This window comes from Actinosynnema sp. (assembly GCF_052038725.1).
Genome location: NZ_JBQGCX010000471.1, coordinates 1 through 3,254, shown reverse-complemented (window position 1 = coordinate 3,254; position 3,254 = coordinate 1). Strand labels below are relative to the sequence as shown.

Below are 3,254 nucleotides of genomic sequence, written 5' to 3'. Positions count from 1 at the left end.
GCGCCCTGACCGGTCGCACCCGAGCCACCCGCGCCGCCCGCGCCCGCGGGGGCCTGAGCGTCGGTCTCGGTGTTGATGCCCGCGAACTCCTGGTTGTTGCTGTCGTCGGTCTGGGCGTGGTCCTGGGCCGTGGCCTGGATGCCGCCCGCGACCTTGCCCATCGTCATGGAGATCTTGTCGAGGTGCATCCCGCCCTTGGCGGAGGAGACGTTGAACCGCTCCACCGCCTCGGCGCCGACCTGCCCGAAGGCGTTGCCGGACAGGGAGGCGCCGGTGATCGCGGCGGCGATCTCCTTGTAGCTGCTGCCGAGGTCCTCGGCCTGCTTGCGCAGGGTCTCCATGTCGGACTGGTTCATGGAGAACCCGGAGCCCGCGCCACCGGAGTCGCTCGTCGGGGCCGGGCGTCGGGACATCACGTGCATCTTCTGCATCTGCTGTTCGGTCGTGGACATCGCTGTGCTGCCTCCGCGGGGCGCAGGGAGAGGGTGGGGACGGGGTGAGGTGGTCGGCGCTCGGCCGCGTCAGCTCCTAGCCGTTCTCCACCTGCCGCTGCTCACGGGTCCACGCCTGGGTGGGGCGCAGCGGCTCGGCCTGCTGGGCCGGGACCGACATGTGGGTGGGCTGCAGGGGCTGCTGCCGCTGGTAGGCCGGGGTGCCCTGGTGCATGGGCTGCAACGGCTGCACGGGCTGCTGGTACGCCGGGGTGCCCTGGTGCATCGGCTGGAGCGGCTGCACGGACTGCTGGTACGCCGGAGTGCCCTGGTGCATCGGCTGCAGCGGGTGGTGCGCGGGGGTGCCCTGCTGGGTCGGCTGCAGCACGTGGTGCGCCGGAGTGCCCTGCTGGGTCGGCTGCAGCGGGTGGTAGGCCGGAGTGCCCTGCTGCGTCGGCTGGAGCACGTGGTGCGCGGGGGTGCCCTGCTGCCGCTCGACCGCGTGCATCTGCGAGTGCTCGGCCCGCTGCATGGGCTCGAGCGGCTGCATCCGCTCCCCCACCATCCTGGGCTCCAGCGCGTGCATCCGCTCCACGCCCACCCTGGGCTCCAAAGCGTGCATCCGCTCGGCCGCCATCTTCGGCTCCAGGGGCTGCATCATCCGCCGCTCGCCCGCCTGCATGGGCTCCAGCAGCGCGCCCTGCCGCAGCTCGCCCCGCTCCATCGGCTGCAGCAGCCCCTGCCTGGACTGGAGCAGGCCCTGCTTGGGCTCCAGCGCGGCCTCGTCGTCGGCGAACCTCGGGCGCGGCGCGTTCATCCCGGACGGGTTGGTGGTGCCCTCGGCGGTCATGCCGCGCGGGGCGTTGGGCAGGGTCGGGCTGGTCTCGCCCTCGACCATCATGCCGCGCGGGGCGTTCGGCAGGGTCGGGCTGGTCGTGCCCTCGGCCGTCATGGCGCGCGGGGCGTTGGCCAGGGACGCGGTGGTCGTGCCCTCCTCCGCGTTCGGCATCCGCGCAGCCAGGCGGCCGGTCGCGGTGGCGTTGTCGGAGACGTCGTCGTACCGCTCCCACTCCTTGCTGACCTGGTCGGACAGCTGGTCGAGCTTGCCCATCCGCTCGGCCTGGCGGCCCATGGCCTCCTTGAGCTGGTCCATGCGCCCGGAGATGTCCTGGCCGACCTGGGTGGCGGCGTCCACCACCGAGGCCAGGAAGATCGGGATCGAGGCGCCGAAGGTCAGCGGGGCCATGACGTAGGCGGCGACGGCGGCGGGGGCCAGCGAGTCGGAGAACCGGCTGACCTGGTCGATGACGCCCGCGCGCATCCCCTCGACCATCTTGCCGGTGGCCTCGACGACCACGCCCTTCTGCGCGACCGCGTTCGCCATCGAGTCCAGCTCGCCGCCGAACTTGTCCATGCTGCCCTTGAAGGCCTCCATGGACTCGCCGGTCCAGCCCTGCGGGTTGCCCAGCTGCTCGCGCTGGGTGTTCGACAGCTCGCGCATCCGCTCGGACGCGGTGCGGTAGGCGTCGGCGGTGGCCTGGACGCTGCCCTTGTCGGTCTGCAACTGGTCGATCGGCTCGCGCAGGAACGCGACGTAGTCCATCGTCCACCCGGCGACCTGGGCCAGGCTGGCGAACGGGTCGGCGGGCGCGGCGACGTTGCCGGTGGGCGTGAAGGCCTCCGGCTCGGCGGCGGCGTCCTTGCCGATGGACTCGATCTCCGGGTTGACATCAGCCCCGTTAGCCGCGCCGGCCACCCTCTTCGCCACGACCATGGCGGCGGTCGCGGTGGCGGTAACTTCTGCGGTGGCTTCTGCCATGAGCAGGACCTTCCTCGGGGCATCTCGTCTCGCGCCGGCGTGGCGCAGGGAACCGGCACTTCGGTATGGGTGTTCACCGCACAGTAGAGGGACGCCGCCAACGTGCCGCCAACGCGACGCCAACGATCACGGGTGGCGGGTGGTGAGCGGGGAACGGCCGGTGACGGGCGGGTTTCGGGCGGGCGGACGGCGGTGGTCGGGCGTCAGGGGGGTGGTTCTCGAGCCCTTGCGATCGCCCGGTGCCCCCTCCCCGCCGTCGCGCGGCTGCGCGCTCCGCGACCGGGTGCCTCCGGCTGGTGGTGACGTTCCATGTCGACCACTACGTGCACGAGGCGCTGCGGGCGGGGCTGGTCGGCGGGGTGTGACGCGGGGCGGGTGGTGGCCCGCCCCGGCTCGGTCACGCGCGGGGGTCACCGCCGAACAGGTCACGGCCGGAGAAACCGGGGTCGGGGTTGTCGGGGCGGTCACCGGCGGAGGTCTGCGGATCGGCGTTGGGCACCGGGTTGGCCGGGGTGTGGCCGGTGGGGATCGGACTGGGGTGACTCGGACCGGCAGGAGACGGGCCGGCGGGGACCTGGCTGCTGGGGATCGGGCCAGCGGGGGACGAGCCGGCGGGGCTCGGTCCTGCGGGAGACGGGCCGGCGGGGGCCGGGGTGGCGGGGGCCGGGGTGGCGGGGATCGAACCGGCGGGGACCTGCCGGACAGTGGCCTGACCAGCGGACATAGGACCACCAGGCACGCCGGGGACCCGCGAGCCGGGGTTGCGCGTTCCGGGGAAGGACGCTCCGGGAACTCGCTTGCCAGGGCTCAGCGTTCCGGGGTTCGGCACGCCGGGAACCCGTGCGCCGGGGTTGAACGTCCCGTGGTGCGGCGCACCCGGAACCCTCGCACCGGGGTTGAGCGTCCCCGGATTCGGCACACCGGGAGCGAACGTGCCGCTGTTCGGCATCCCACCGCCGGGCGCCCCGCCTCCGGTCATCCAGGTGCCGGACAACCCGCTGCCC

3 protein-coding genes are annotated in these 3,254 nt (G+C 73.3%); 1 reads left to right on the top strand and 2 read right to left on the bottom strand.

Annotation, left to right across the window (positions count from 1 at the left end):
- Nucleotides 1-452: hypothetical protein (locus ACTUAL_RS09530; RefSeq protein WP_440900003.1), on the bottom strand; the 452-nt coding region annotated here is incomplete at its 3' end.
- Nucleotides 453-528: 76 nt separating this feature from the next.
- Nucleotides 529-2,250, bottom strand: a complete 1,722-nt coding sequence (locus ACTUAL_RS09525; protein WP_440900002.1) for a hypothetical protein — start codon at nucleotides 2,248-2,250, stop codon at nucleotides 529-531.
- 239 nt (nucleotides 2,251-2,489) lie between these two features.
- Between ACTUAL_RS09525 and ACTUAL_RS09520 the strand changes: the two genes are divergently transcribed.
- Complete coding sequence (locus ACTUAL_RS09520; protein WP_440900001.1) at nucleotides 2,490-2,615, top strand: hypothetical protein; 126 nt, start codon at nucleotides 2,490-2,492, stop codon at nucleotides 2,613-2,615.
- The last annotated feature ends 639 nt before the right edge of the window (nucleotides 2,616-3,254 follow it).

Bases quoted from the DNA above. Each gene is read 5' to 3' on its own strand.
- ACTUAL_RS09525 (WP_440900002.1), bottom strand. From the start codon at position 2,250: ATGGCAGAAGCCACCGCAGAAGTTACCGCCACCGCGACCGCCGCCATG.